We start from the raw sequence: 22,845 nt of genomic DNA, 5'->3' as shown, positions 1-22,845 counted from the left end.
CAAATCTCCCCTTTTAAAAAAGTTTATCTTCTTTCAAGTAACTTCTCATTCCATATTTTTGGAATATCTTCACAAATTCTCTCTAAAAATTTCCTGTCTCTCTCATCAAAAGGAGTTATATAATGACTATCAATATCCAATTCACCTATTACCTCTTTGTTTTTAAATATTGGTACTACAATCTCGCTTTTTACTTTTGGACTACAAGATAAATAATTTGTTTCTTTAGAAACATCTTGGACTATAAATACATCCTTTAACATTGCTGCTTGACCACAAATACCCTCTCCAATATTTATTTTCACATGCTCGGTAGGTTCACCAACAAATTCAAACAACTCTAAAACATTATCTTTGTTAATCATGTAAAATCCTACCCAATCATAATAGGGAATTTCATCATAAAGATACTGGCAAATCTTTCTCATGTATCCTACAGGATCATCTTTAGATTCTTTTTCTAATTTATTAAGCAATTTATCAAATAATTCATCTTTATCATAATAACTTCCATTCATTTCTCCGTTTCTAAAATGAATTATCGCCTGATAAACTGCTTCACTTAATTTAGACAGTTTTTCTTTTTTCCATAGTGAATATACATTGTAAAAAAGTATATAATTTCCATTAAATTCAACAACTATCCAATCAAACTCTTTTGGATACACTCCTAAAAATACTATAAAATCTTCTTTATTAAGTTCTAATTCTTTTGCGTTTTTACGAATCTTTGTTGTTACATTATCCTTATTTTCTTTTGCAAATTCTCTAAAATCATTTAATAACTTATCTAGTTCTCTTCTTTCAACACTATCAAAATTTATTTCTCCTAATTTTTCCTCAATTTCTTTGAAAAATTTATATTTGTTTGTAATCTTACTCCAAAATTCCCCCCATTGGGACTTGTCATATCTTAATATTTCTAAAATTTCTTCAACATGGTTTTCTACAATGTTTCTCATAGCTATCCCTCCTCAATCTTTTTTTCTTCAAGTATTTCATACTCTGCATCAGAAACAACTTTTACCTTTAAATATCTGTTTTTTAAAAAAATTTCTAATATATCACCTGATTTTATTTCACTAGAGGGTTTTAAAGCTATTTGATTTCTAAATATCCTCTTATTTTTAGCCAACTCTTGAGCTATAGTACGTCTTTTAATAATTCTAGTAGATTTTAAAAACTTATCTAATCTCAAAATATCACCCCTAAAAGATTATAACACAAATTGTTCGTATTGCTAAAAAATTAAGCGGCCAAAAAGGCCGCTTAAATTACTGTTAAAAATAATTTTTACTTGCTAGTTGAAGTTGAAGTTTTCATCGTCTCAAGTTCATTAAAAGCTGCCTCAAAATCCATATAAGTTGGTGTTGCTTCTTTCAATTTTTCAAGATATTGTTCAGCAGTTGTTGCATCTTTCAACATTTTATTTATTTCGTATAAATCATATAAAACTTCTGCTTTCCAATCTAAAGAAATATCTGTTGCTTCTGAAAGGGTATTTAATCCTCCGTATAGGTCTATAAAGTCATTTACAACGCTTTGGAGCATTCCATACTCAACATAAGGTTTTATCTTTGAATACAATTTTGTATAGTAATTATACAATACATCCGTTCTTTTTGGATATAACGTTTTCATTTTCTTTGCAGCAATAAATGATTCTGGATAATCATTGTAAATACTTTCCAAAACTAATTTTGATTCTTTACTTGCATCATCCAAAATTTGTTTGTATACAGCATCGTTTGTTAGTTCAGTAGCTGACTGCATTTTTTCAACAAGTGTAACAAATGCTGCTTTAATTTCAACTGGTGCATCATGTTTGACAGTAACCTTCGTAGATTCATCAAGAACCATTTCATTTAACTTTTTATACACATTTAACAAGCTAGTTCCAGAATTTGTTAAAACTTGGTTCCATGTCTTGTATACAGGATCAATAATTTCGGAAGAAACATTTTCATTTCTCTTAAATTCATCAATAGCTTTTCTAAATTTATCGCTCTTTAATTGATTTAAAACATCTTGATATCCCTGAGAAAGGGTAAATTTTTCAAATGTATCTACAGTTTTTACATCCTTTACATTGAAGACAAAAAAGTTACTACCAAGAGGAATAGGTCCAACAATAGTGTTTGTGGAACCAAAAATGCTATCTTCAAATCTTTTATCAATCATTCCTCTTTTAAAACTATCGTAATTTTGCACTGATAAGTTCATATTCGTAGCAGCTTGATAAAATCCAGTGTTCATTGCCTCACTTATAAAGTCATTTGCACTTGCCTGTGATGAGAAACTTACAAAATCAACATTTGCTTGATCATATTTATTCATTAAATCTTCTCTATTTTCACTATAATAATTTTTCATCTCATCATCACTTACACTAGCTATAGTATCTCTAACCTTTGCAATTGTAAGATACTTTACTACCTCTGGCTCAATTGTCTTTTTGTAATTTTCAACACTTCCATATTTTTGCTTAATATAATTTAACAATTGTTCATTCTTTTCAATATCTGCAACCTGTTTATCAAGTTCTTGATTTATTTCATCTTTAGTAGGTGAAATATCATTTACTTGAGCATAATAAAGTATAGTTTTAGTTTCAATTAAATCATTTAGTATTGAAGTTTTTAACATTGGTTCCTCAAAAACAGGGTCAACGTCTGAAATTTGATAATAACTTAAAGCCTTACTATATGAATCTTCAACTTCCCACGGGAAAATCCAATATTCTTCACTAAGCGCTGTCCCATCTTTTGTTAAATAAGCAACTGAATCCTCTAAATTATACTTTACACTGCCTTTTCTCGAAGATACATATGAAGAAATTGACCATACAACAATACCTGCAACAAATGCAATAGCAATCGTCCAAATTATAGCACCATGTGCTTTTTCAAACCATTTTCTCATTCCTGCGATCCCCCTTCTAAGTTCATTTCTTCTTCTTCAAATGAAATTGGTCTAACAAGTGGAAATGCAATTACATCTCTTATAGTAGGCGAATTAGTTAAAAGCATAACCAATCTATCAATTCCTATACCAAGACCACCAGTAGGTGGCATACCGTATTCAAGAGCTCTAACAAAATCTTTATCCATCATCTGGGCTTCCTCGTCTCCAGCTTCACGAAGTTTAGCTTGCCTTAAAAACCTTTCGTATTGATCAACAGGATCATTCAATTCACTAAATGCATTTGCCATTTCTCTACCATAGATTATAAGTTCAAATCTTTCAGTAACTCTTGGATCATCTCTATGTTTCTTTGCAAGAGGTGATATTTCTACTGGGTGTTCTAACAAAAATGTTGGCTGAACAACTTTATCCTCTACTAAATCCCAGAGTTTTTCAATTAAATGCCCTTTATCTTTTATCTCGACTTCAACATCGTTTTGCTTTAATACTTCTAACATCTTTTCTTCTGTATCTTCAAGGATATCAACACCTAGATGTTCTTTAATGAAATCTCTCATTTTAACTCTTTTCCATGGTCTTGAAAAATCAATTTCTATATCTTGATATTTGACTTTTGTTGTTCCAAAAAGTTTTTCAACAATAAACACAAAAAGCTCTTCAGTTAAGTTCATCATATCTTCATAGTCAGCATATGCCTGATAAATTTCTATTGAAGTAAACTCAGGATGATGCTTGTAAGAAAGACCTTCGTTTCTAAAATTCTTTCCTAATTCATATACTTTTTCAAATCCACCTACAATGAATCTTTTCAAATAAAGTTCTGTAGCAATTCTCATGTACATATCAATATCAAACACATTCAAGTGTGTTATAAATGGTCTTGCCGATGCTCCTCCCGTAACATACTCTAATATTGGAGTTTCAACCTCAATAAATCCTTTTGAATTCAAAAATTCTCTAATAAGCTTTATTATCTCGAATCTTATTCTAAATCTATTTAGTGTCTCATCGTTAGCGATCATATCAACATATCTTTGCCTATACAAAACTTCTTTATCTTTTATTCCATGCCATTTTTCTGGCATTGGCCTTAAAGGCTTATTAAGAAGTTCAATTTTTTTTACCAAAATTGTAACTTCTCCAGTTTTACTTTTAAAGACACTACCCTTTACACCAACTATATCTCCAATTGCAATATGTTCTTTAAAAAATTCGTATGCATCTTTTCCGACTATATCTTGCCTAATATATGCCTGAACTCTGCCAAAGAAATCTTTAATATGGAAAAAGGCACTTTTACCATGATGCCTTAAAGACATTATTCTTCCAGCAGTAGACACACTTGCATCTTCTTTAACTTCTCCAGGATTTAAACCCTCAAATTGAGATTTAATATCTTGGCTACTGTGTGTTTTTTCGAATTTGTATGGATATGGATTAATACCCTTTGCACTTATTTGCTTAATTTCATTTATTCTCTGTTCCCTAAACTCCTTTAACAACTTAATCCCTCCTAAATCCTCAAATCTTATATTTTAATACCTAAAATTTGATACTTAAATACCCCTTTTGGTGCTTTGATTTTGACAACTTCTCCTACCTTTTTACCAACTAGTACTCTTCCGATCGGAGATTCAAAACTTATTTTGTTGTTAAAAACATCTGCTTCATGAGGTGTTACAATCTGAATTGTTTTTTCTTCTCCCGTATCCAAATTCTTAATTAACACCCAATTACCAATGTTAATCACATTGGTATCCAATCCTTCAATAACTTCTGCTTTTGAAAGCATATTTTCAAGTTCATTAATTCTTGCTGCAATCCTTCCTTGTTCATTTTTTGCTTCTTGATATTCTGAATTTTCCGATAAATCGCCAAGTTCTCTGGCTTCTTTAATTCTTTGAGCTATTTCAAACATAAGCTTTTGCTTTAACTGATCAAGTTCTGCTTTTAATTTTTCATATCCTTCTTTTGTCAAATAAATACTCTCTTTTTTCATTCAAACACCTCCAACACTATTTTTCATTTTTCAATTCTTTTACAACTTCTAAAAATTGATCAATTTCCCTAAAATCTTTGTACACCGAAGCAAATCTAACATATGCAACTTCGTTGATCTTTTTTAACCCCTCCATAACAAGCTTTCCTATCTCAAGACTTGAAATTTCCAAATTACCTGTTTTTTGAATTTGATTTACCACATCATCAACTAACTTTTCCATCTCTTCAAGAGTTACATTAGTCTTTTCACAAGCTTTCATGATACCACTCAAAATCTTTGACCTATCAAATTTTTCTCTACGCCCATCTTTTTTTATTACAAAAACTGGTCCAAATTCATATCTTTCGTATGTAGTAAAACGACCTTTACATTTTAAACATTCCCTACGGCGCCTTATTGTCATCCCTGATGAATCGACTCTTGAATCAAGTACTCTAGTTTCATCATTGCCACAATATGGACATTTCATACTCATCACTCCATATTCTTTGATTCAAGTTCCTCATATATCTTAAATATTTTTTTTATCCTATTGTAAACCATACTCTTTGAAAGAGGAGGATCAAAAAGCTTACCAAGATCACTTAAACTCAAATCTTCATTTTCCAATCTCAAAAGTGCTATTTTCTTTAACTCACCATTTAAAATATCTTCACCATATTTTTCAAATAAATTTTTTATAATCCTGATCTGCCTTGCATTACTTTCACCAACTCTTTTAGCATTGGCTGTTAAAAAATTCATAGACCTATTAAAATCACTTTTAATTTCTCTTGAGCTCACTATCTTTTCCATCTTGTCAGCGTTCCTTTGAGCACCCATATAATAGAGAATTTCAATTATATCTTTCGCCCTTTTTAAATAGAATCTGTAATTTTTCTCTCCAAAACTTGCAATTTTACCAAGTATACCTAAATTATCAAAAAGATATTTTTGTATCTCATTTAGAAATTTATAATTATGTGAAATAATTTCAAAGTGGTAATTTTTAGTAGGATCAGTTACAGAACCAGTCGATATAAAAACTCCACGCAAAAACGCTCCGAATAGTCCAAGATCCTCAAATATATATGCTGGAATCTCAAGAATATCCAACTCTAGTTTAGACAATATTGAAAAAGGAATAAAAATTTGCACTCTCTTCTTTTTCAACTTATTTTTAATCATTGTCAACCTTTTTTTATCAGTACCTACTATAGCCATTAAATTCATTATCCTTCTTGCAGCAGGTATGAAACCCACTTCAATTTTTACAACAACATCATTAAAAGACCTTATTATTACTCCCCTTGATTTTAAAAATCCAGCCAATTCAGATTTTGCTTCCAATTCAGAGTTAACACTCGTATGACACAATTCACCCTTTACATCTTCAGAAAATGTATATAACATTATATCACCTTAAAAGACTAATTATTAAACTTGCAAGTTTCATAGAATTATGTCTTATTTTCTCTTTACCATCACTGTCAATCTTTACTTCCAATAAATCATCAAGAATTAGTCTTTCATCATTTTCAATATCTATTTTTACTGGAGTTGATCCTTCATTTTCATATCTTTCTAATATATATTCAGGTATATTGGATCTTGATGCAATAATCATATCAACTTTCTTTTCAAGATATCTTTCTATCACACTCACATGATCAAATAATGTAAAATTGTATGACTCGGAAGGCTGAGTCATCAAATTGGAAATATATATTATTTTTGCGTTTGAATAATTAACTGCCTCTTTAAATCCGTCTACTAAAAAGTTTGTAATTATACTAGTATATAAACTGCCAGGTCCCAATAAAATATAATCAGCATTCACTAAAGCTTTTTGAGCATCTAAATTTATCTTAGCATCTTTATTTAAATAAACTTTTTTTATTCTTTTTTTTGTTATTTTCATTATTTCACTTTCGCCGAAGGCTTTAGTACCATCTTCATATTCTGCCACTAACCTGATTAAGTCTTCAGAAATAGGAATAACTTTACCATTAATTGCTAAAACTTCAGATGCATACTCAATTGCCTTTGTAAAACTTCCTAAAATTTTTGTAAGTGCTGTCAAAACAATATTTCCAACATTATGCCCCGCTAAAAAGCCATCTTTAAACCTGTAAGAAAAAAGCTGACCTAGAATCTCTTCATCTTTTGCGAGTGCAACCAAGTTATTTCTAACATCACCTGGTGGAAGAACTTTATATTCTTTTCTTAAAACACCAGAACTTCCTCCCTCATCAGTTACAGCAATTATTGCTTTTAAATCTATATTATTGAAATATTTCAATCCCCTTAAAAGTGTTGAAACACCAGTTCCACCACCAACCACTGTTAGATTCATTACTTCACATCCCTATGTTCCAAAAGAACTTCATACCTTTGCCTATAAATGCTTGCAAGCTCTTCTGCAAAGAAAACTGATCTATGTTGGCCTCCAGTACAACCTATACCAATACTTAGCTCCATTCTTCCCTCATTTTCATATCTTTTCAACGCAAAATCAACAACATTTTTTATCATTTCTAAATATTCTTTAACTCCTTGTGTATTATACAAAAACTCTTTTACTTTTTCATCTTTTCCACTTTTTTCTCTCAAGTCTTTTATATAAAATGGATTAGGAAAAAATCGTACGTCGAAAATAAAATCTATATCCAACGGCACACCATATTTAAATCCAAAACTTAAAATTCTTACCAAAAATTTCTTCTTAACACTACCCAACATTTCCACCAATTTTTCTCTAAGTTGATGTGGATTCAAATTAGAAGTATCAATTACTATGTCAGAAAATTCTAAAGCTTTTGTTAAAATTTCCCTTTCAAGCTGTATTGCTTTTTCAAGAGAATTTACTCGCTTAAGAAGAGGATGATTTCTTCTAGTATGCGCAAATCTGTTAATTATAATCGCATCTTTTGCAGTTAAAAAAATAACCTTTAGATTACTAGCATATTTCTTCTTTAAATTATTTAAAATCTCATCAATACGTTCAAAACTTTCGCTTCTAGCATCTAAGACAAAAGCAATGTTATCTACATTCATAGATATTACTGGTAAAATTGTTTCAACTAAATTTATGGGAAGATTATCTATACAATAAAATCCCATATCTTCAAGTAAACCTAATGCTGTACTTTTACCAGCGCCCGACAACCCTGTCAGAATAATTAGATTTTTCAATTTGGATCACCTTTTTTGTTTTAAATTTGTTTATAGTATACGGTACTCTAAAATTGATTCTTTTTAGTTTCTTCTCAAACATCTTTGGATCACCAGTAACATAAAACTCAACAAATGCTTTTTTAGAATTATTTTTTGCCAGTTTTTTTGACAATTCTTCAGCCGGGTCAATTATTCGAACCTTCGGTAATACCCTGGATATAACTCCTTTTAAAAAGGGAAAATGAGTGCATCCTAAAATCAACTCTTCAATATTTTTCTTCTTTAATGGAAGTAAATAATAATTTGCTATCGCTTCAACCATTCTACCGTAAAAAATACCTTCTTCTACCAAAGAAACAAAAAGCTGAGTTGATTTTTGAAATACTTCTTTATTTTCCATTTCAAGGTATTTTTTATAAATCCCATTACTAACTGTAATATTTGTTCCAATAACTCCCACCTTTTCACTTTTTGGTGCCTGAATCGCAGCTTTAATTATGCTATTATATTTAATGCCTAAATCCAAATTTTTCTCTAGTATAATTGAATCTGTTGTATTACACGCCGCAAAAATTTCATTAACTCCTTTTTTGTGAAAAAACTCTGCAAACTCAAAAATGAAACTCTCCAGAACTTCTGGAGTTTTAATACCATAAGGAGCTCTCTCAGTATCCGCAATATAAATATAATGTGCTCCATTAATGTAAGTGAGCTTTTTTAATACAGAAATACCACCTATCCCAGAATCAAACAGACCTATCTTCAAGGCTTCTTTCCTCCAGATCATTCAACCTTTTCAAAATTTCATTAATCTTTTCTGTTAAATAATACTCTCTCTCAATTAATTCACATAACATTACCAAAAGCCTTTCATCAGTAGATGAAAGCTCTTCATATTTTTCATTTAATTCTTTAATTCTTTTTTCAATGTAATCTAAAATCTTTTCATCTGAATCAGATTCAACAATATAGTTTCTTCCGTTAATATTAAACCTTTTCTTGATCATTTATCTCCGTTGAACTCTCCATTAAATTTTTTAATTTTCCAAGTAATTTATCGAATGTTCCGTTGATCTCCTCTTTTAAAGTTCTGTTTTCTTGTTCAAGTTGATTAGCCCTCTCAATTGCTGCATTTAATTCTTTCCAAAGTTCCTTATTTTCTTTCTGGAGCTCTTGATATTTATTTATCAAATCTTCAAATGCCTGTTCTAATTCCTTAATTTTTTCTTCCATCACCTCATCCCCCTTTTCCTATAATCAAAATGTCTGTAATATGATTTATAAAATTAACAAATGGTTCCATAATCATAGGAAGTATCCATATCAATAACATACCCAATAAAAATAATATACCATAAACTTCGTATTTTATATACCAATCCCAGTATTCATCCGGTAAAAAAGCACCTAAAAGCTTTGAACCATCCAATGGAGGGATAGGAAACAAAGAAAAAATAGCATAAGTTAAACTCCATTTACATGCTTTGTAAAAAGTAACGTATATAAATTCATTATCAACTTCTTTTGCTATTATACCATACAGAATAAATAATCCAACACCTAAAATTGAACCAATCAATGAAGAAAAAATTAAAATTTTTCTTATCGTCTTATTTTTCATAGGTACAACCGGTATTGGCCTTGACCATCCAAAATCAAATAAAATAAAAGCTATTGTCCCTATAGGGTCAAGATGTACAAACGGATTCAGAGAAGTTCTTTTTAACTTTTTTGGAGTAGCATCCCCTGCTAACACAACAAGATGTGCTTTTAGAAATTCTCTAGGATAAACAACCAGAATAACTGCAAAAAATCCCGTAAGAAGATTAATAATTACTTTTTCAATCGTAACGATCACCTTCTTTAATTATGCGAGCAAGCATTTTTAAATTTTGTACGGTTTGCTCATCCATACCATGTTCCCACCAAAAAGGTAAAATTGTATTATTTAACAACACTGGATCTTCTCTTCCATTTAATTTCCCTTCATTTACAAGTTTTATCCAATCTTCAGTTCCCACAATTGGTGTAAACTCATTAATTGAAAAACTTATACCTTCACTTTTACATATCTTCATCGCATTTATTACATCCTCAACCCTTTGTTCTGGTATATTTACCATTATGTAAGCAGAGATCTCTTTTTCAGTAAAACCTGCATTTCTTAAAATTCTTGCTGCGTTAACTAAATCCTTATCAACTACCTTTCCACCAGTCTTTAATTGTAATTCTCCGGATGTTTCATATCCTAATTTTATCGTTTTAAAATTAAGTTCTTTCATTAAAAAAGCAAGTTCTTCATCTATGAGTCTAGCATGTATACCATTTGGAAGATGAAATCTAATATCCCTACTAAAATTCTTTTCTAAAAGTTTTTTTAAAATAACCTTTGCATGTTTATTTGAATTTACCAAAAATGCATCATCAAAAAATACTACATCTTTTACTTTAAATTTTTCAACGTACCTTTCAATATCACTAACAACCCTTTCTGGATCTCTAAACTTTATTCCATTCCATAATTTATGAGCAATACAATACGAGCATTTAAATGGACATCCCAAAGTAGTTAAAAATACTAGATAACCAATATTTTCATATACATCATACAAAGGTGAAAGTTCCATAAACCAATCTATATTTATTCTCTTAACACTTTTACCTGTTAAATCTTCCAACATCTTTGGAATTCTATTTAAATCACTAAATGGAAAAATTATTGCATTAGTTTTCTTTGCATGTTGTGGTAAATTTCTTACGTAAAATCCTCCAAAAAGTATAGAAACTTTATTACCATAGTAATCTCTTAAAAAATTAATTGTATCCCAATACCCTGGATACCAGTATGTTAATGTTGAAGTTACAAAGATAGCATCTACATTACCAACTTCTTTAAGTTTATCATAAAAGTACTGTTCTGGTGCACCATAACGCTTGTATTTTCTTGGAACAAACGACAAAACATCAGGTTTTTTTATCTCTACAAATGGAAACTTTCCTGTACCATAAAACTTATCTTTTGGGACTTTTGTATATTTTTTTAAAGACTTATCATGCCTATTCATTAAATCTATAAAATGTATTTCAATTCCTAACCTTTTCAAATATGAAGCAACATATAAGAGCCCAATTGGCTTTAACCAAAAATCATATGCTGCAAAATCTTCTATCCATGGGTTAACAAGCAGTATTTTCATAAAAGTAATAAATCCCCCTAAGTCCGAGTTCTATGTCATAAACTATATCTTTTTTCAAATATTCCTTTATAAGTTTTGACTGACCTCCTGTGTATATTATAGGAACATTTTCTAAATCATAATCACTTTTTATTTTTCCAATAGTATAATCTATACCTCCAAGAATTGTATTTATAACGCCGATTCTAATATTTGATTCGGTATCTTTTCCAACAAAAGTATTTGAAGGTTTTAATTCAACCTTTGGTAATTTAGCAGTTCCTTTAAAAAGCGCATTAACCATCATATTAAATCCTGGAATTATTACTCCACCTTCATATCTATTGTCTTTTAATACTTCAATTGTAATTGCCGTCCCAAAATCAACGACTATTGCATCTTTTCCATAATCTCTGCTAGCAGCAATTACATCAACAACTCTATCTGCTCCTATCTCTTCAGGAGTATTTACATTCCAAGCAATTTTATTATATTCTTTAGCACTAACAAATATAGCCTTTTTATTTAAATACTTTTCTGAAAAAAACTCAAATATATAGTTTATATTCGGTACCACTGAAGACACTACTATATCTTTAAAATCATTTTTATAGAACATCTTCAAAAAGACATACAATTCATCTTCTGTTTGAATTGAGTGTGTAGAAACTCTTTTAATGTCAAATGACTTTCCATCTTTTGTTAAAGCAATTGTTGTATGTGTATTTCCAACATCAAAAAGTAAGAGCACATTACCACCTCGTAGTAAGAGATGTGTCCACTTTTGGAATGATATTATATTTCTCAAGTAAATTCCTTACATCTTTTGTTACATAAAACCTAACAATTTGGATCAAATTACTTGTCATTAGTTTATAAGCAGGATATTCCCTTACATATTCGTCAAAAGAAAGTACATGCTCTTTCCAGGAGTCATAAATATAAATATTACTCTTTAAAAATTCATCAGGATGGACAAGAGATAATTTATACGGTGTATCAACCTTAAATATTTCATCAAAATTTGAAAGTATTTTCAACAACTCTTCTCTATCTGATTCATCAGATATTTCAACAGCTTTTTCTAGCCTTAGCCTTATCTTTTGTAAAATATCCATTGCAAATCCTTGACTTGCCGCTGATGGATCTATACCCTCAACTGAAAATGGAGTTTCAAGGATTGTTTTCCAAAAATCTCTATTCTTCAACCTTTCAACAATTTCATAAGCCATAACTATATCTAACTCTACTGGTTGCAAATCTATCTCAAAATTTAAAATCTTTTCTTTTGTCTCTTCAAACGAACTTATGTTATACTCTTCCACTATCTGATTAAAGTATATTTCAACTTCATTAATTATCCTTTGATCTGTTAATTCCATAAATGTCTCAAGATTTTCCACTCTCTCTTTTAATTTTAAAGGTCTATAACAAAGCTCCAATAAATCTTGAATCATTAAATCCGCTGCACGTGACGTCTTATGGAAATAAACATTCTTGTACATCATGAACCTACCAAACAGTGTCGTATAAATCTCATCAATTACCTTGATATTATAAGCCAAAAATTTTTTACCATCTTTTTCAACAACCATAGAATTTCTTACAAGCCTATCTAAAGAACCTGTTCCGAATCCTCTTGTTCCTGCAAAATATGAATCTCTTAAAACAAAATCCATTCTATCAGCACCAAGAGGGCCTTGTATCACAGCAAATTCTATTGTACCTTCATTTTCACCTTTATAAGTCTCAACGACCTTTTCCATGACTTTTCTAAAGGCATTTTCTAAATCGCCAACTTCTCCCAATACCATATTGAGATCTTCTAAAACAGCGTTCTTTAATTTTTCAGGTGCTCTTTCAAAGACCTTATACATTGCCTTAGGCATATACTCAAGCAAAATTTTTTCACGGTACTCATCATGACCGTCTTCTAGCCCCATATTTTTGTAAACTACCTCGTCAAATTGGTGACTGAAAGGACCATGCCCAATGTCATGTAAGAGCCCTGCAAGTCTTAAAATCCTAACTTTTGCTGGATCATCTCCAAACAAATGGCTAGCATACATTCCAGAGATATGCATTACTCCAAGAGAATGTGCAAATCGTGTATGGGTTGCACATGGATAAACATATTCTGAACCTACAAGTTGCGAGAGATATCTCAACCTTTGCATTGCTTTCGTATCTGATGCTATTATTTCAAGTGGATACATAAAAATTTCCGCATGAATTGGATCCCTTGATACTTTATAATACATAAATTACACCTCTTTTCTAAGTTCAATTTTGAGACATTTTCTTAAATATAAACTCAACAACAACATTAATTGCCTTTTCATTAAAGCCACCACGTGGAATTATTAAATCTGCATACTTTTTACTTGGTTCAACATATGCATCATGCATTGGTTTTACCATGTTTAAATATTGATTTATTACACTATCTATAGTTCTTCCTCTTTCCTTTATATCTCTTTCAAGCCTTCTTATAAACCTCACATCACTTTCTGCATCAACAAAAATAGAAAGGTCATAAAACCTTCTTAATTCTTCATAGTACAACGCAAATATACCTTCAATTATTATCACCGGTTTTGGATCTAACAATGTAAAATCCCCGGTCCTAGTGTACTTTGCAAAATCGTACTCGGGCAATTTTATACTCTTTCCATCCAAAAGTTCTTTTAAATGATCTACAAGCAAAGAAAATTCAATCATATCAGGGTGGTCATAATTATACTTTTTCCTTTCTTCAAAAGGCACATGACTCATATCCTTATAATAATTATCCATTGGCAGAATAACACTATTTGATTCTCCTATAATCTCATTTATCTTTTGTGCTACAGTAGTCTTCCCTGAACCTGTTCCTCCACCAATTCCAATTATAAACATAACCTATCACCTTATTCCTAATTTTCCATTTTTTTCGACAAAGTAGCGATCAAGTATTAAATGCAGTACATATCCAAACACTGAAATTATACCAAGAAATAGTGCATTATTTAAACTGGAAGTAATATAATAGGTTCCATACCCAATAATACCACCATATATTAGAGCAGCCCATACTGTATGTAAAGGACCTCTATGTCGTGGTATAATTAGCTCATACAAAATTCCTATAAATATTCCAAAAAGAAAAGAAAACAAAAATCTCAACAATACATTCTCAACATTTAAATCAAAATAAGAAATTATAATTTTTCCAGTAAACTCAAAATAAATTGCCGCTGAAATAGTAAGTAGTTTAACGAATCTGTGTAAAAGAGAATGATTGTGATCAATATCTGGCATATCAGAAGAAAGAACAAATATCAAAAAACCTATAGCAATAATTTTATCTTCTGGCATAGAAAAATGAAAAAATCGAGAAGTTATCTTGTAAATAAACAAGACAAAGGGATAAAAATAAATTCCAAAATTTACATGTGTATTAAAATTGGGCAAACCTAATCACTCCTTAATCTGGATATTAAATCTATTAGAATATCTTTAGAAGCATCATTCAAATCTAACTTTCTTATTTTTGAAATCGACTCTTCAAACAAGGAATTCATAGCGTTCTTAGCTTTTTCAATTGCGCCACTTTTTAAAATTTGATCTAAAATATATTGTATTTCTTCTGAAGATTTTTCTTGCCTCGAATAAACTTCAAAGAATTTTTTATCATATTCACCAAAATCAATTAATGCAGTTAATTTACCTTCCAAAATATCTGTAACATTAGATTTTCCAGATTTTTCATCAAATGTACTTATAATATCATCTCTAATTTGAAAGGCTATTCCTGCTGGAATAATTGCATCTTCAATCTTTTTTTTATCAATACTCTCATTTGAAAGTAAAGCTCCCAAATAAAAAGGATAAAAAAATGTATAATATGCAGTTTTCAATCTAGCAATCTCAAGAGAAATTTTATCTTCGTCTGGTTTATATTTTCCTAGAGAATATAAAACATCAAGTGTTTGACCATAACCTGTGTTTATATAGCAATTTGAAAATTCTCCTAAAAATTTTGATGATAAATTCAATTTACTTAGCTGCCTGATAGCAATAAAAAATAGTATGTCACCAAATACCAAAGCCAAGTCTTCACCAATTTTTTCATTGTTATTTTTTTCTTTAAATTCTTCATAAAATACTACATGCAATGATGGAAGTCCTCGTCTTAAAGTAGACCGATCCATTATATCATCGTGAATTAATAGAAAACAATGCATAATTTCTATTACCGCAGCTATCCTATACAATTTTTCATAATCTAATTCTTTTTTTGCATATGAAGTTGCACCTAATAAAAATAAAAGAGGGCGAATTCTTTTACCTGGTCTTAAACAATATTCTACCACCGTCTTAATTAATGAATCTATCTGTTTTGGTGGATTAAGCTTGTTTTCCAAAATAACTTTTTCAATGTATTCTTCCACTTTTTTTTGATGCATTTTTTTTAATTCATTAAAATCCATTTTTATCCTCCCAAGTAATCCTCATCTTTATCTCCGACTAACTTTTTAAGTATTTCATAGTACATAGAGTTTCTTGTCACAAGATTTGAAAGGGCCTTTTTTACTATCTCTAGATCTTCACCAGAAAAATCACCACTATCTATTGCTTGAACCAAATCTTTAACAACTTCAGGCATTTCTACATAAGAAAGTGCCATTGCGGCCTGCGCGCCATATTTTTTTCTATCCGCATCTTCCAGGAGAAAATATCTCAATATTTTATAAACTTTTTCACCATCTCCAAGTTTTGAAAGTGCTTCATAAATTATTAATTCTGCCTCTTCAAAATCAAAAAGTGATAATGCATTATAGAGCTCCTTTTTTATCCTTTCATCTCCAAGATCAGCAAGTAAATCTATAATGTAAAGAAGCGTTATATCATTTCTATTACCCTCATGGAGCCTCTTTTTAAATTCCTTGTATAAAGGATCTTTTGAAGCTTCTCCCAATTTAAATAAAGTTTCTGATGCAATTTCTTTAACCTGAGAATCTTCATCTTCCAAAAGCTTTATTAAATCGTCTATTGCTTGTTCTCCTTTTTCCTCTATTATCCTTTTTATAAGTTCTTCTCTTTCCATATTAGCCCTCCAAAACATTTTATTCTTGTTAATTATTATACCATAATTGCTTATTTTGCACTATTATAACTCCATAAGGTCTACACAAAAAAGGATGTTGCTCTATCCTATTCTCATAAACTAGATTATCATACAAAATGCAGTCCTTTATATGGTAACTTATCTTTTCATCTATTACCTCTTTATACATATCCATATAAGTTATTCTATTCTAATTTAATTTGTTTTACCTATTCATTGTTTCAGAATTTTCTGATATAATTATTTATGTCAATGATGTTAAGTAAAAAAGGGGTGAACAAATGATTGCAAGCGGGGGATTTAGAAAATACATAGCAATTACAGGAAGAAGAAATGTTGGAAAATCATCCTTCATGAACGCACTTATTGGACAAGATGTTTCAATAGTTAGCAACGTAGCAGGGACAACTACTGATCCTGTATTTAAAAGTATGGAACTTTCTCCGATTGGTCCTGTTACTTTAATAGATACTCCTGGACTTGACGATATTGGAGAACTTGGTAAAAAAAGGATTGAAAAAGCAAAAAAAACTTTATATAGAGCAGATTGTGGAATACTAATAGTTGACAGCCAACCTAAAGAATATGAACGCCAAATAGTAGAAATTTTCAAACAATTAGAAATCCCATATATTATTGTTATTAATAAAATCGACACAATAAACAGTGATGAAGTTGAAGAAGCGTACAAAAAATTTAATGTACCAATAGTTAAAGTTTCCGCTTTAAAAAAGATTGGTTTTGAAAATATTGGAAAGGTAATAGATTCTGTAATCCCTAAAGACGATGAAATCCCATACCTTTCTGATTTAATTGATGGAGGGGATCTTGCAGTTTTGGTAGTCCCAATAGATCTTGGAGCACCAAAGGGAAGGTTAATTATGCCACAAGTGCATGCTATAAGAGAAGGATTGGATAAGGAAGCTTTAGTTCTTGTTGTAAAAGAAAGAGAATTAAGATATGCACTTGAAAACATTGGAATGAAGCCAAAGATTGTTGTAACTGATTCTCAAAGCGTAATGAAAGTAGTATCTGATGTTCCTGAAGAAATAAAACTTACAACGTTTTCTATACTTGAATCAAGATATAGAGGTGATCTAAATTATTTTGTAGAAAGTGTAAAGCATATTGAGAACTTAAAAGATGGTGATAAAGTAATAATTATGGAAGGTTGTACCCATAGACCACTTACAGAAGATATTGGAAGAGTCAAGATCCCAAGATGGCTTACAAATCATACCGGTGCAGCACTTGAATTTAAAGTGTGGGCTGGTGTTGATATGCCTGAATTAAATGAAATAGAAGATGCAAAGCTTGTTATACACTGCGGAGGATGTGTAATGAACAGGAATTCAATGATGAGAAGAGTTAGAATGTTTAAAAGGTTAGGTATTCCCATGACAAATTATGGTGTTGCAATTTCATACCTTCACGGTGTTTTAGAAAGGGCTTTAAGTCCATTTAAGGATGTGGAAATATGAGAGAAGAAAAAGACTATCTTGGCAAAGTCGAAATTGAAGATGACAAATTATACGGTATAAGCTCCTACAGAGCACATAAACTTTTTCCAGAAACAGGCGAAAAATTTGACGAAAGATTTATCTGGGCATATTTTATGATAAAAAAGGCAGCTGCAACATTAAATAAAGAATTAGGATACTTAGATTCAAATATTGCAGATGCAATAATTTCGGCATGTGATGAGTGGAAAAATTTAAAAGATCATATTATTGTTGATCCTCTTTCAGGTGGCGCTGGTACATCGGTTAACATGAATATCAATGAAGTAATTGCAAACAGAGCTTCACAACTTTTAAATAAAGAAATTGGCTATGTAAAACCAATCGAACATGTAAACCTTCATCAATCAACCAATGATACATTTGTAACAGCGGGTAAAATTGCCATAATTGTAAGGCTTAGGGAATTAATAGATCAAATAATTAAGCTTCAAGAAATAATTCAAACCAAAGAAAAAGAATTCTACAGAATTAGAAAAGTTGGAAGAACACAATTAATGGATGGACCACCTATAATGCTTGGTCAGGAATTTGGAGCATGGGCAGATGCACTTGCAAGAGATAGGTGGAGATTAAATAAAGTGGAAGAAAGAATAAGAAACGTAAATATTGGAGGAACTGCAATAGGTACTGGAATAGGTGCTCCAAAAAATTACGTATTAAAAATAGTTAATGTACTCAGAGAAATATGTAATGTAAAAATTGCAAAAGCTGATAACCTAATCGATGCAACTCAAAATATGGATGTTTTTTCTGAAATTCACGGTCTTTTAAAGGCTCTTTCAGTAAACCTATACAAAATTTCTAATGATATTAGGTTACTTGGTAGTGGGCCAAATACTTCAATAGGTGAATTAATTCTTCCAAAAGTTCAAATTGGAAGTTCTATAATGCCTGGAAAAAATAATCCAGTAGTGCCCGAATATGTTATGCAAATTTCATTAGTTGTTTTCTCACACGATAGTATGATAAACCATGCAAGTGCGTTTGGAAATCTTGAACTCAACCAGTTTTCACCTTTAATTGTTCACTATACATTAAAATCAATTAATCTCCTTAAAAATGCATGTCATTCTCTTTCAAAATACATTGAAAACATTAAAGCAAATGAAGAAAGATGCAGAGAAAACCTTGAAAAATCTATATCAAACCTTACACCACTTATAAATATATTTGGGTATAATGAAGTTGCACAGGCAGTAAAAGAATCAAATTACGATGTTGATAAAGCAATAAATTTATTATCAGAAAAATTTTCTATTTCAGTAGAAGATATTAAAAAGAAAATAAATCCAGATAACCTCACAAAATTAGGTTTTTAATATTTTTTAAATCAAAGTTTTAATAAATTATTTGATTTTTTTACTTTATGTGTTATACTTTTATAGAACACTATATATTTATAACAAAAAGGGGGTTAAATGTATGAAGTTTTTTCATAACTTTCCTACTTTTTCAAAATTTATTCTAGTCTTACTTATTGGTCTTCTATCATTTTTAATACCACTTTGGAGCATTAAGATAATTTTGTTCATAGTTGGATTATTTATTTTTTCTACTATTTTAAAAAAAGGAAAAATTGTATTTTTTATATTAGTCTTCATATTTTCTATACCCTTTATATCGATAAAAAGATTTTCAGATAATTTTTTTGAATTCTACAACTTTTTTGGAAATTTTGAAATAAGTTCAAATGAAAAATATATTATACAACCTGATAAGAAGCAATTTCCAATCTACAGTGATATAACAATAGATATTAAAAATCAAAACGGAGTAATTATTGAGCTAGTAGATGGAGATTCTATAGAGTTTCCATCAAAGCTTAACTTAATAACAGACAATAAAAAAATTGAAATTAACAATTATGGATATTTTACAAAAAATTATTATTTTGTAATTAAAATAGGAACTAAAGGGGTTAAAAACTTAAAAATTTCTGCAACAAAAATTGAAATAAGTGGAAAAGTAAAACTTGATAATCTAATTTTGAATGGTACTGCTATTAACATGAAAAACTGTTCAATTGAAAGTGAGTATCTGAACGTGTCTGGTACAGCTATTAATTTATCCGATTTTTTCAGAGGAAATTACGCTTATATTGATGGAACAGCACTTAATTTTTCTGGAACATTTGATTTTCAACAAATAAAAATTGATGGTACAAGTATAAATTTAAATTTAAATATTGGCAAATTAAATAAAGAAACAGTAATAGATGGCACTGCTATTAATGCAACTATAAATTTTCTTTCAGATAATCCAAAAATTCTAAATATTGATGGTACAAGCGGCGTTGTCAAAGTGAAAAATTATGAAAGTGCGACTATAAACATTGATGGTCCAAAAATTATTTTAGAAAAATAGTGTGGAGTGATTTTTATGCTAAGACCTGTTGATAAACACAGTGGAATTCCATCTTACATTCAAATTGTTAATATGATTAAGGCAGAAATACTTCTTGGGAAAATACATCCTGGAGAACAACTATTGCCTGTCAGGAAGCTAAAAGAAATTTTTCAGGTAAATATAAATACAGTTTTAAAAGCACTTGAAAAACTTAAACTTGAAGGATACATAACTTCTGAACAAGGAATCGGCTATTTTGTAAGTAAAGAGCTTCAAATTGCCCCAAATATAATGACAGAGGTTAAAGTTGCCATAAAAAAACTTAAAAGTACAAAGATAGACCTTAATACTTTGTTTATAATCCTCGAGGAGGTGTGGAAGGATGAAAAAGATTGAAAATCTCTTTGAAATTACTCTAAAAGAAAAAAGTGGCGGATGGTTTTTCTGGTTTTTTCTTCTGTTTATACCACATTTAAATCTTTTTTCAATATTTTTTATATCCAATTTGTTACTTGCATCAAAAATAAAGAATAAAAAAGATAAATCTTTTTATTACCTTCCATTTACAAAAAAAGACGTTTTCTTTATCTTGTACCTTTTCCTAGTTCTTTTAATTTCCTCAACTTCATTTTTTAATTTACTATTGATTTCCAGATACTCATTGAAATATATATTAGGGCCACTAATATTTTCTACTGCAATTTATTCTATAGGTATAATAGCTTCATCCCTAAATGGAGATAATTTTGCAATTACGATACTTTTTATTATTTTTGATGCAATACTTTCCAATCTAGGATCACCACATTTAGGTGCTAATTTCAACCCTTACATTTTAATTAGTCCAATAAGGCAAGAAAGTTTAATAGGCTCTTTGTTATTTTCTTTGGCATTATTATTTATTGCATTTAAATTATATGTAGGTGGTGAAAGTTATGTTAAAAATTGAAAATCTAAAAAAATCTTTCAAAAATAAATTTGTTCTAAATAATGTTTCTTTAGAAGTAGAAAGAGGAGAGATACTTGCATTAATAGGTCCAAATGGTGTTGGAAAAACAACAACACTAAATTGCATATCATTTGTCATAAAAAAAGATGGTGGGAAAATAACATTAGACGACCAAGAATTTACTGAAGAAGAAAAATATAAAATATCATACGTTCCAGAAGATAGAGTCTTCTTTCAAAATTTAACAGGAAAAGATTATCAAAAAATCTGGTCATCTATCTATCCTGAATGGAATGAAAATGTATTTCAAAAATTTATTACAAAATACAATCTTGATTTAAATCAAAAAGTCGAAAAATATTCACAAGGAATGAAAACATTATTTCTTGTGGGGCTTTCTGTGTCAACTAATGCAGATATATTACTTTTAGATGAACCAACCCAACATCTTGATCCTACAATAAGGCTTGAAATAATGAAAATAATTCGAAATTATGCAGACCTTGGAAAATATGTTATTATTTCATCACATGAAATATTTGAAATAGAAGAATACGCAGATAAAATTACTATTATTAAATCTGGTGAAGTTATTTACAAAGATTACATTGATGATGCTAAAGAAAAACACAAAATAATTGATTCAGAAGAAAAAATAACCTCTGGAGAAGTTATAGGACTTGTAGGAGACAAAATTCTTATAAAAACAGATGAAGAAATTGGTAGATACCCTAAATTAAATGAAATAGTTGTAGGGTATTTAAACAGTAAAAACAAAGTTGATATTTTTACATAAGAGACCATAAAAAATTTTGTGTAAATGAAAAATATAGGAAATAGGTAACCCTCTTCTTGGTATGGCAAAATAAAACCAAGAAGGGGGTATTTTAAATGGTAAAGAGGAAGAAAAAGGAAGAAAGTAACATTGAAAAATTAGCAAAGTTAATAGCTAGGGATCCAGAAGTAAATACAATGAAAGACGTATATGACAAGATTAAAGAATTGATGGGACCAATAATACAAGAAATGTTAGAAACGGAATTAGAAGATGAATTAGGATATGAGAAATACGATAAGGAAAATAAAGAAACGGATAACTCCAGAAATGGATACAGCTCAAAAAAGGTAAGATCAAGCATGGGTGAGATAGAATTGAAAATACCCAGAGATAGAAAGGGCGAATATGAACCGAAAATAATACCAAAGTATAAAAGGGATATCTCAGATATTGAAAGTAGAATAATAGGGATGTATGGTTTAGGATTAAGTACGAAAGATATTGCTAAGAATGTTGAAGATATATATGGTGTAGAATTATCAGCTGAAATGATAAGTAAAATTACTAATAAGATATTACCTGAAATTAGAGAATGGCAAAGCAGACCATTAGAAGAGATATACACTTTTGTTTTCATGGATGGGATAGTATTTAAAGTAAAAGATGATGGTGAAATAATTAAAAAGACAGCATATGTTGTAATAGGTGTAAATATTGATGGATTTAAAGAAGTCCTTGGTATATACATAGGTGAAATAGAATCATCAAAATTTTGGTTAAGAGTATTAAATGATTTAAAAAATAGAGGAGTTAAAGATATATTAATAGCTTCAGTAGATGGATTAACAGGATTCCCTCAAGCAATTAAAGCAGCATTCCC

The 22,845-nt window shown here is 29.8% G+C and carries 27 protein-coding genes; 7 read left to right on the top strand and 20 right to left on the bottom strand.

The window, feature by feature from the left end:
• Positions 1 to 23: 23 nt before the first annotated feature.
• The 20 genes from EO083_RS00135 to EO083_RS00040 all read right to left on the bottom strand — a co-directional run bounded on the left by EO083_RS00135 (position 24) and on the right by EO083_RS00040 (position 16,348).
• On the bottom strand, positions 24 to 962 hold the full coding sequence (locus EO083_RS00135; protein ID WP_126992206.1) for a GAF domain-containing protein: 939 nt from the start codon (positions 960 to 962) through the stop codon (positions 24 to 26).
• A 2-nt stretch (positions 963 to 964) separates the two neighbouring features.
• The gene (locus EO083_RS00130) at positions 965 to 1,198 is read right to left on the bottom strand and encodes a S4 domain-containing protein (RefSeq protein WP_126992205.1); all 234 of its coding nucleotides are present in this window, start codon (positions 1,196 to 1,198) and stop codon (positions 965 to 967) included.
• Positions 1,199 to 1,293: 95 nt separating this feature from the next.
• Entirely contained in the window at positions 1,294 to 2,922 is a 1,629-nt protein-coding gene (locus EO083_RS00125) for a peptidyl-prolyl cis-trans isomerase (protein WP_126992204.1), read from the bottom strand.
• A complete protein-coding gene (lysS, locus tag EO083_RS00120; RefSeq protein ID WP_126992203.1) occupies positions 2,919 to 4,427 on the bottom strand; it encodes a lysine--tRNA ligase in 1,509 nt (502 codons plus the stop codon). The genes EO083_RS00125 and lysS overlap by 4 nt, the downstream gene beginning before the upstream one ends.
• 26 nt (positions 4,428 to 4,453) lie before the next feature.
• The gene (greA, locus tag EO083_RS00115) at positions 4,454 to 4,924 is read right to left on the bottom strand and encodes a transcription elongation factor GreA (protein WP_004102051.1); all 471 of its coding nucleotides are present in this window, start codon (positions 4,922 to 4,924) and stop codon (positions 4,454 to 4,456) included.
• 16 nt (positions 4,925 to 4,940) lie between these two features.
• On the bottom strand, positions 4,941 to 5,396 hold the full coding sequence (nrdR, locus tag EO083_RS00110; RefSeq protein ID WP_004102050.1) for a transcriptional regulator NrdR: 456 nt from the start codon (positions 5,394 to 5,396) through the stop codon (positions 4,941 to 4,943).
• Between the two features lie 5 nt (positions 5,397 to 5,401).
• Complete coding sequence (whiA, locus tag EO083_RS00105) at positions 5,402 to 6,319, bottom strand: DNA-binding protein WhiA (protein ID WP_126992202.1); 918 nt, start codon at positions 6,317 to 6,319, stop codon at positions 5,402 to 5,404.
• 4 nt (positions 6,320 to 6,323) lie between these two features.
• Positions 6,324 to 7,262, bottom strand: coding sequence for a gluconeogenesis factor YvcK family protein (locus tag EO083_RS00100; protein ID WP_126992201.1), 939 nt, complete (start codon positions 7,260 to 7,262; stop codon positions 6,324 to 6,326).
• A complete protein-coding gene (gene rapZ, locus EO083_RS00095) occupies positions 7,262 to 8,101 on the bottom strand; it encodes an RNase adapter RapZ (RefSeq protein ID WP_126992200.1) in 840 nt (279 codons plus the stop codon). The genes EO083_RS00100 and rapZ overlap by 1 nt, the downstream gene beginning before the upstream one ends.
• Entirely contained in the window at positions 8,058 to 8,849 is a 792-nt protein-coding gene (gene murI, locus EO083_RS00090) for a glutamate racemase (protein ID WP_126992199.1), read from the bottom strand. Before murI ends, rapZ begins: the two co-directional genes overlap by 44 nt.
• Positions 8,830 to 9,090 (bottom strand): cell division protein ZapA, encoded by a 261-nt coding sequence (locus tag EO083_RS00085; protein WP_126992198.1) that lies wholly within the window; start codon positions 9,088 to 9,090, stop codon positions 8,830 to 8,832. The genes murI and EO083_RS00085 overlap by 20 nt, the downstream gene beginning before the upstream one ends.
• The gene (locus EO083_RS00080) at positions 9,071 to 9,316 is read right to left on the bottom strand and encodes a hypothetical protein (protein ID WP_004102043.1); all 246 of its coding nucleotides are present in this window, start codon (positions 9,314 to 9,316) and stop codon (positions 9,071 to 9,073) included. Before EO083_RS00080 ends, EO083_RS00085 begins: the two co-directional genes overlap by 20 nt.
• Positions 9,317 to 9,320: 4 nt before the next feature.
• Complete coding sequence (locus EO083_RS00075) at positions 9,321 to 9,941, bottom strand: site-2 protease family protein (RefSeq protein WP_126992197.1); 621 nt, start codon at positions 9,939 to 9,941, stop codon at positions 9,321 to 9,323.
• Positions 9,925 to 11,280, bottom strand: a complete 1,356-nt coding sequence (locus EO083_RS00070) for a B12-binding domain-containing radical SAM protein (protein WP_126992196.1) — start codon at positions 11,278 to 11,280, stop codon at positions 9,925 to 9,927. The genes EO083_RS00075 and EO083_RS00070 overlap by 17 nt, the downstream gene beginning before the upstream one ends.
• Positions 11,261 to 12,010 (bottom strand): type III pantothenate kinase, encoded by a 750-nt coding sequence (locus EO083_RS00065; RefSeq protein ID WP_126992195.1) that lies wholly within the window; start codon positions 12,008 to 12,010, stop codon positions 11,261 to 11,263. The genes EO083_RS00070 and EO083_RS00065 overlap by 20 nt, the downstream gene beginning before the upstream one ends.
• A 1-nt stretch (position 12,011) precedes the next feature.
• Positions 12,012 to 13,520 (bottom strand): HD domain-containing protein, encoded by a 1,509-nt coding sequence (locus tag EO083_RS00060; protein ID WP_126992194.1) that lies wholly within the window; start codon positions 13,518 to 13,520, stop codon positions 12,012 to 12,014.
• A 22-nt stretch (positions 13,521 to 13,542) separates the two neighbouring features.
• Positions 13,543 to 14,157, bottom strand: a complete 615-nt coding sequence (gene udk, locus EO083_RS00055) for a uridine kinase (RefSeq protein WP_126992193.1) — start codon at positions 14,155 to 14,157, stop codon at positions 13,543 to 13,545.
• A gap of 6 nt (positions 14,158 to 14,163) precedes the next feature.
• Positions 14,164 to 14,712 carry a metal-dependent hydrolase gene (locus EO083_RS00050; RefSeq protein WP_126992192.1) on the bottom strand — a complete coding sequence of 183 codons (549 nt, stop codon included), beginning with the start codon at positions 14,710 to 14,712 and terminating at the stop codon, positions 14,164 to 14,166.
• 2 nt (positions 14,713 to 14,714) lie between these two features.
• On the bottom strand, positions 14,715 to 15,731 hold the full coding sequence (locus EO083_RS00045) for a polyprenyl synthetase family protein (protein WP_126992191.1): 1,017 nt from the start codon (positions 15,729 to 15,731) through the stop codon (positions 14,715 to 14,717).
• 2 nt (positions 15,732 to 15,733) lie between these two features.
• Positions 15,734 to 16,348 (bottom strand): HEAT repeat domain-containing protein, encoded by a 615-nt coding sequence (locus EO083_RS00040; RefSeq protein WP_126992190.1) that lies wholly within the window; start codon positions 16,346 to 16,348, stop codon positions 15,734 to 15,736.
• A gap of 302 nt (positions 16,349 to 16,650) precedes the next feature.
• On the opposite strand from EO083_RS00040, the gene hydF reads away from it, so the two are divergent.
• The 7 genes from hydF to EO083_RS00005 form a co-directional block, all read left to right on the top strand.
• Complete coding sequence (gene hydF / locus EO083_RS00035; RefSeq protein WP_126992189.1) at positions 16,651 to 17,850, top strand: [FeFe] hydrogenase H-cluster maturation GTPase HydF; 1,200 nt, start codon at positions 16,651 to 16,653, stop codon at positions 17,848 to 17,850.
• Positions 17,847 to 19,211 (top strand): aspartate ammonia-lyase, encoded by a 1,365-nt coding sequence (locus tag EO083_RS00030; RefSeq protein WP_126992188.1) that lies wholly within the window; start codon positions 17,847 to 17,849, stop codon positions 19,209 to 19,211. The genes hydF and EO083_RS00030 overlap by 4 nt, the downstream gene beginning before the upstream one ends.
• A 103-nt stretch (positions 19,212 to 19,314) precedes the next feature.
• A complete protein-coding gene (locus EO083_RS00025) occupies positions 19,315 to 20,256 on the top strand; it encodes an energy-coupling factor transporter transmembrane component T family protein (RefSeq protein WP_126992187.1) in 942 nt (313 codons plus the stop codon).
• 15 nt (positions 20,257 to 20,271) lie between these two features.
• Positions 20,272 to 20,634, top strand: a complete 363-nt coding sequence (locus EO083_RS00020) for a GntR family transcriptional regulator (protein WP_126992186.1) — start codon at positions 20,272 to 20,274, stop codon at positions 20,632 to 20,634.
• On the top strand, positions 20,621 to 21,187 hold the full coding sequence (locus EO083_RS00015) for a hypothetical protein (protein WP_126992185.1): 567 nt from the start codon (positions 20,621 to 20,623) through the stop codon (positions 21,185 to 21,187). Before EO083_RS00020 ends, EO083_RS00015 begins: the two co-directional genes overlap by 14 nt.
• Entirely contained in the window at positions 21,174 to 21,983 is an 810-nt protein-coding gene (locus EO083_RS00010) for an ABC transporter ATP-binding protein (protein WP_126992184.1), read from the top strand. The genes EO083_RS00015 and EO083_RS00010 overlap by 14 nt, the downstream gene beginning before the upstream one ends.
• A 95-nt stretch (positions 21,984 to 22,078) precedes the next feature.
• On the top strand, positions 22,079 to 22,845 hold a 767-nt coding region (locus tag EO083_RS00005), incomplete at its 3' end, for an IS256 family transposase (protein ID WP_126992183.1).

The organism is Thermosipho globiformans (genome assembly GCF_003990895.1).
Classification (GTDB): Bacteria; Thermotogota; Thermotogae; order Thermotogales; family Fervidobacteriaceae; genus Thermosipho; species Thermosipho japonicus.
The sequence above is the reverse complement of the archived record's forward strand: the minus strand, read 5'-3'. Positions and strand labels throughout refer to the sequence as shown.